The 6,326-nt window shown below is 50.3% G+C and carries 7 protein-coding genes; 4 read left to right on the forward strand and 3 right to left on the reverse strand.

The window, feature by feature from the left end; all coding sequences use genetic code 11:
• Window positions 1-20 precede the first annotated feature (20 nt).
• Window positions 21-650 (reverse strand): HNH endonuclease, encoded by a 630-nt coding sequence (locus QEH59_RS07550; RefSeq protein WP_308984757.1) that lies wholly within the window; start codon window positions 648-650, stop codon window positions 21-23.
• Window positions 651-725: 75 nt separating this feature from the next.
• On the opposite strand from QEH59_RS07550, the gene QEH59_RS07555 reads away from it, so the two are divergent.
• From QEH59_RS07555 to QEH59_RS07565, 3 genes are read left to right on the forward strand one after another with little or no spacing between them, the layout of a single operon-like run.
• A complete protein-coding gene (locus QEH59_RS07555; RefSeq protein ID WP_308984758.1) occupies window positions 726-1,370 on the forward strand; it encodes a class I SAM-dependent methyltransferase in 645 nt (214 codons plus the stop codon).
• Window positions 1,367-2,386, forward strand: coding sequence for an NAD(P)/FAD-dependent oxidoreductase (locus tag QEH59_RS07560; protein WP_308984759.1), 1,020 nt, complete (start codon window positions 1,367-1,369; stop codon window positions 2,384-2,386). Before QEH59_RS07555 ends, QEH59_RS07560 begins: the two co-directional genes overlap by 4 nt.
• Window positions 2,386-3,423 (forward strand): type III polyketide synthase, encoded by a 1,038-nt coding sequence (locus QEH59_RS07565; protein WP_308984760.1) that lies wholly within the window; start codon window positions 2,386-2,388, stop codon window positions 3,421-3,423. The genes QEH59_RS07560 and QEH59_RS07565 overlap by 1 nt, the downstream gene beginning before the upstream one ends.
• A gap of 84 nt (window positions 3,424-3,507) precedes the next feature.
• On the opposite strand, the gene QEH59_RS07570 is transcribed toward QEH59_RS07565, so the two are convergent.
• Both QEH59_RS07570 and QEH59_RS07575 read right to left on the reverse strand, forming a co-directional pair.
• A complete protein-coding gene (locus QEH59_RS07570) occupies window positions 3,508-4,683 on the reverse strand; it encodes a sensor histidine kinase (protein WP_308984761.1) in 1,176 nt (391 codons plus the stop codon).
• A gap of 9 nt (window positions 4,684-4,692) precedes the next feature.
• On the reverse strand, window positions 4,693-5,340 hold the full coding sequence (locus QEH59_RS07575; protein WP_308984762.1) for a phosphopantothenoylcysteine decarboxylase: 648 nt from the start codon (window positions 5,338-5,340) through the stop codon (window positions 4,693-4,695).
• 25 nt (window positions 5,341-5,365) lie between these two features.
• Here QEH59_RS07575 and QEH59_RS07580 point away from each other — a divergent pair, with 25 nt between their 5' ends.
• Window positions 5,366-6,154, forward strand: coding sequence for a VC0807 family protein (locus QEH59_RS07580; protein WP_308984763.1), 789 nt, complete (start codon window positions 5,366-5,368; stop codon window positions 6,152-6,154).
• Window positions 6,155-6,326 lie beyond the last annotated feature (172 nt).

The raw sequence follows: 6,326 nt of genomic DNA on the forward strand, positions 1-6,326 counted from the left end.
TTAGAGCATCTAGGCTAACTCTAGGCTAACTGCTTGGTATTGATAAAATGATCCCAATCGGAGTCATAGCTCTGCCCGATTAAGGAACTAACAAAGGGCCGCCAGCGTGGACGCTCCGGTTTACGCAGTAAGCGCATATTCGCTTGATGCGGCAATCGATTCGCCTTACGCGAGTTGCAGCTGATACATGAAGTCACGATATTTTCCCACGAAGTACGTCCACCACGATCGCGTGGAATCACATGATCCATATTCAAATGTCCCGCGTCGAAATGATTACCACAGTATTGGCAGCGGTAATCATCTCGTTCAAATAAGTTGTCCCGATTAAACTGAATTTCCTGAACCGGAAGTTGATCATAACTACGTAACAACAACACTTTAGGCACACGAATTCGCAAACGCACCGTTTGAATATAGGCCTCATTCCCTGCTGGAATTGATTCTTCCGAAAATTGAAGCCATGCCGCCGAATTCATCATTCGAAAATTCGCATCGCCAGTATAAATGACCTGCGCATGATCTTGCAGTAAGAGACTAAAGGCCCGTTCGACGCCAACGATATTAACCGGTTGCCACAACCGATTCAAAACCAGGACTCGAAATTTAAGACCATTGCCCATCTGGGACTTATGAAAGTAAGCAAGCATTCGAATTTGTCAATACTTTGCAGGAAAGCTTCACCCGATTGACACAATACACTATTCGCACACAGTGCATCCTCTATGCCGCGCCTTGTTCAACCCGAAATTCTTGACGCACTCCCCGCCTGTAATCCGGATGCAATCGCAAGCCGACGAGATCTGGTGAAGATCAATCACCTAATGGGTAATTTTCGTTGGTTTAATACCATCATCAAGTCACAGCAGCCACAGGCGCGCTACATAGAGATCGGCGCCGGAGACGGAAGCCTAGCCAAACGACTATGTAAACTCCTCCCGCCAGGCAATTACGACGCACTCGACATCGCAGCCAAACCCAGAGCATGCCCGAACAATTGCAAGTGGATCGTCATGGATCTTTTACAGTACCCAAATTACACGCACTACACGCATTTAATCGCAAACCTAATCCTTCACCATTTCAACTCCAGCCAACTGTCAAGGCTCGGAACTCATATCCAAAACAGCGGCATTCAAAAACTCATCATTTGTGAGCCTTGTCGACGCGCGATCCACAAATTACAATTGCGGGCGGGCAAATATATTGGCTTCAATTATGTCACCCTCAACGACGGTTGCATCAGTGTGGATGCAGGTTTTCGTGGCCATGAACTCGCAGAGCAATTGGGCCTCTCTCACAAAGAATGGGCTTGGCACATCGACGAAACCTGGATGGGCGCGTATCGACTACTAGCAAATCGCAAATGAAGCCGATTGAAATCATAGGCGCCGGACTTGCCGGACTCGCTCTCGGCAATGCGCTACAAGCAAATGGCATCCCCGTGACTTTACATGAAGCCGGCACACTACCGCGTCATCGCGTGTGCGGCGAATTCATCTGCGGGCGCGGATCCGATGCACTACATTCTCTGGGCTTAGGCACATCACTAAGAGACGCTTGCACTCATAAAAGTACTGTTTGGTATTTGCAAGGCCGAGCAAGATTGCGTCAGACACTTCCCAAACCAGCGCTTGGCCTATCACGCTACGTACTCGACCAACGCCTGGCCGACAGCTTTCAAGAGACAGGTGGTCAGCTCATACTCAAATCCCGTAAAAAACTCAACTCCCGCCCAATCGCCCGAGTGCATTGCCAAGGACGCAAGCCCGCCCGCAGTGATTGGGTAGGACTCAAGCTGCACTGCCAAGACCTGCCACTCGAAGCCGACCTGGAACTACACCTGGGCACCAGCGGCTATGTCGGTTTATCTAAAATCGAGAATAACAAAGTCAATGTCTGCGCACTATTTAAACAACGCTCTGGTTTAAAAGCAAAACGCACTGACTATTTACTCAAATATTTGAAAAACAGCAAACTCGGCTACGTCGCTGAAAAATTATGCGCAGCAACAATTCTACCAGAAAGTCACTGTGGTGTGGCTGGAGTCGAGTTCTCTCGAATCCCCTCATCTGACTCATCTAAGCTCTTTCTCGGCGACGCTTACAGCGTGATTCCACCATTCACTGGGAATGGGATGTCGATCGCCTTAGAAGCAGCCGAACTTGCATATCCGATGCTATATAAATATGCCACCGGAACTCAAACATGGCAGCGCACTGTCAATCAAATCAATCTGTTGCAGCATGCTCGCTTTGATTCCAGGCTGCGCGCAGCCCGATGGCTACACCCATGGATCCACAGCAAGCCTGGACAATACGCACTCGGCACACTCGCACGCACACAGCTACTTCCCTTCAAGCTCCTCTATTCGATTACTCATTAATGTACTTACAATCTATCAGCCATGCAGTGCCTCCACAGTCTTTAACGCAAAGCGAGTGCTGGGACATCTTACAAAATTCAGATGTGATTGACACCTTGAAACCACGCTCGCAAAGCATACTTGAAAAAGTGCTTAAAGGTGACAGTGGCATTCATAAACGACACTTTGCAACTGAACGAGTCGAAGATCTCTTTAGCTTGAATGCGCAGACACTTAATCAAAATTTTGAAATCGAAGCTCCCAAATTGTCTGTAGCAGCCCTGAGCGATGCCCTACTCAAAGCAGACGTAGAGGCAGACGCACTAGACGCGCTTTTCATTTGCACCTGCACCGGTTACTTGTGCCCCGGCCTAACGAGCTATGTAGCGGAACAAATGGGTATCTCTAACCGCGCCTTTCTTCAGGATATTGTAGGATTAGGCTGCGGGGCAGCAATTCCAAGTCTACGTAGTGCACAGGGGTTTCTAGCAGCAAATCCAGATGCAACTGTTGCCTGTATCGCTGTCGAGATCTGCTCTGCCGCCTTCTATCTCGACGACGATCCGGGTGTGCTCATAAGTGCCAGTCTATTCGGAGATGCTGCAGCAGCGACCATATGGTCCGGCACAAATAAAGGACAGCAATACAAGATCGATCAGTTCAATACGCTCCACCATCCCGAACAACGCGAATTATTACGTTTTACCAACAGTGCAGGTAAACTGAAAAACAAACTCCACCGTTCAGTCCCTAAAATCGCTGCACATGCGGTCAAAAAACTCTATCGACAAATCGACATTAAAGAACCTCACGCAATCGCCGCACATGTCGGTGGCCGCGACGTACTCGACAGCTTAGAATCGACCCTCACCATACCAACCTTACAAGCCAGCCGAAGCGCACTCGCGGATTACGGAAATACCAGCAGTCCTTCCGTACTAATCGCTGCGCAACGCATCCTCGAAAATACAGCGCCACGAAGCGCACGCATCTGGCTCACCTCCTTTGGAGCAGGCTTCGCGGCTCACTCCTGCCAACTGTCAAATAGCACGACGTAAATGCCATGTCATCTGACAAATACAGACTCCAAACAAATATGCGAACAAACTATTGAGGCACAGTTATTAAACGTGCACCCCTCATTAAACTGACTCCAAAAGACGGGTACGACGTAGCTGGCGTGGAAACTGAAGTGTGATCGCCGTGCCTTTATCCTTGTGCGATTCAATATTTATGCAGCCTCCATGCTCACGCATAATACGCTCCACAATCATCATCCCCAAGCCATGCCCTTCTTTCTTGGTGGTATAATAGGCCTGAAACACCTTCGACAGATCCTCTTCGGAAATGCCGGAACCGGTATCTACAAACTGTAAGAAGACATGGTCTGCATCACGACGCGCTAACACACGCAAACTGCCACCCGGTTGCATCGCTTCCATCGCGTTTTTAATCAAATTGAAAAAGACCTGTTTGATTTGTCCCCGATCGCCTAATATCGCAGGCAAATCATCGCTCACTTCTACTTTCACGGATAGCTGCCGATTACTGAGCTCGACTTCTTGCACACACAGCACCTCTTCCACCAATTCTAATAGGTCCAATTCGTTCAACTCAGGCTTTTGTGGACGTACCGCCTCTAAGAAATGAGTAATAATACCGTCCAGGCGTTGCACCTCTCCCTGACACACCTGCAGCGACTCCGCCAATTTAGCCGCATCTTTTTGCTCTGTCAGTTTCTTTAATTTGCGCTCAATCAACTGTAGATGAATCGTCAATGAATTGAGCGGATTCCCCAGTTCATGAGCCACCCCCGCCGCCAAGCGAACGATTGACGAAGTGCGCTCGCTTTCGATTCGCTCCTCCATGGAAACACGTTCCTCCGTAATATCGGACAATACAATCACATAGCCCCCGGAATCATCATGCCCGACCTGTGCATCGATCGGCACCATATAAAGACGCACCACACGATGCTCCGGATAGCTCAGCTCAATCTCCCGCGAAAGCACCGGAGCCGACTTTTTCTGCCCCCCGACGGTCTCACTATGGATCGATTTGGCCAGATCCGGCACCATCTTCCATAGTCGGGTCACCCCAACGTCGTTCTCCTTTAAACCAATCAATAGCAAAGCTGCGTTGTTGGCGTATTGCACCACTCCATCCGAATCAATCACCAGAATCCCATCGTGGATGGTATTAAAGACAGTCTCCTGCATCTTACGCTCACGCGCCAAGCGCTGCACGAGGATACCTAGATTCACCGAATCCAGATCTTCGATTCGTCCTAAGATTTTTTCAAGTCCGGTGGTTTTCATAATTGTGTCTTAAGCGCTTGGCGTCACCAATTGAATCAGTTCCTGAGCGATGGCTGCTTTCGTGGTCGGGCCTAGCTTTACGGAACTGCCGTCCGCAGCGATCAACAGCACCTCATTCGTATCCGCAGCAAAGCCAACGCCTGGCTGGCCGACTTCGTTGGCCACAATGAAATCAAGATTCTTCGACAAGAGTTTCTCTTTCGCATAAGTCACCACATCGTTCGTCTCAGCCGCAAAGCCAACCACAGTTTGATGGGCTTTGCGATCGGTCATTGTCTTTAAAATATCGGTGGTGCGCTCCAGCTCGATGTTCATCGAGGCCATATCTTTTTTTTCCTTTTTCGCATGCTGGACGACTGGGCGAAAATCACTGACCGCGGCCGTCATAATCAACACATCACAGGCATCGAAGAGCGCATCGACCTGATGAAACATTTCTTCCGCGGTCACCACCGGGTAAAGGATCGCCCCATCCGGCTCCTCCAAGGCCACAGGCCCGGCGACTAGATCGACGTTCCATCCCGCTTGCAGAGCGGCCTCGGCGAGGGCAAAGCCCATCTTTCCCGTCGATGGATTGCTGATAAAGCGCACCGGATCGATAAATTCACGGGTGGGGCCCGCAGTAATAAGACAACGAATAGAGCTTGCGTTCGACATAAGCCTTAAAACTCTAGGCGAACTCATGCCAGAATCGCAACCCAGCAACTCACCTATTTCAAAAAATCCGCAACCCACGGATAAACAGCCCGTCAAAAAGGAGAATACCTTTCTGAACCTGGGCTTTAATTTGATCCTTCCCATCCTGCTACTCAACAAGGGTAAAAAATGGCTGGGCCCCTACTTAGAGCCATATTTTGAGAACGTAGCCGTCGGCATCTTACTGATCGCCATCGCCTTTCCCATCGCTTATTTCATCTACGACTACGTCAAGCGCTCGAAATACAATATCTTTTCCATTCTAGGACTGGTCAGCGTGTTACTCACCGGAGGCATCGGCATTCTCGAAATCCCGACCGAATGGTTTGCCGTCAAAGAAGCCGCCATACCGCTATTACTAGGTCTGGCAGTGCTTATTTCGCTCAAGACCCCCTACCCGCTGATTCGCACACTGCTCTACAACCCAGAAATGATCGACGTGGACAAAGTGCATAACGCGCTGGTGGCGCACCAGTCGGAGAGCGCCTTCGAAAAGCTACTAGTGCGCTGCACTTGGCTGCTTGCAGCCTCTTTTCTACTCAGCGGAGTGCTCAACTATTTCCTCGCCCGCTGGATCGTCGTCAGCCCCAGTGGCACCGATGCCTTTAATTCTGAAGTCAGTAAAATGATGGCCTGGAGCTGGCCCGTCATCGCGGTGCCCAGCATGGTGATCATGATGGTTGCGCTGATGCAACTGCTCAAAGGCATCAAAGCCATGACTGGCCTCGAACTGGAAGACGTGCTGCACGGTGCGCAAGCGAAAGAAGAGAAATAACGGGTAGGGACGCCTCGCCGAGGCGTCCGTTCGTCGACCCGGTCGTAAACGACGGTGAAGGTTACAGACGCTCGCTGCGCCCTCGAACCGACGGCTCTTTCGGCGAAAGAGCCCTACCTGAATGCCCATCAACGATTCTCTCGACCGGTAGGGACGCCTCGCCGAGGCGTCC

Origin of the sequence: Thalassobacterium sedimentorum, assembly GCF_031127905.1 — a bacterium.
Classification (GTDB): domain Bacteria; phylum Verrucomicrobiota; class Verrucomicrobiia; order Opitutales; family Coraliomargaritaceae; genus Thalassobacterium; species Thalassobacterium sedimentorum.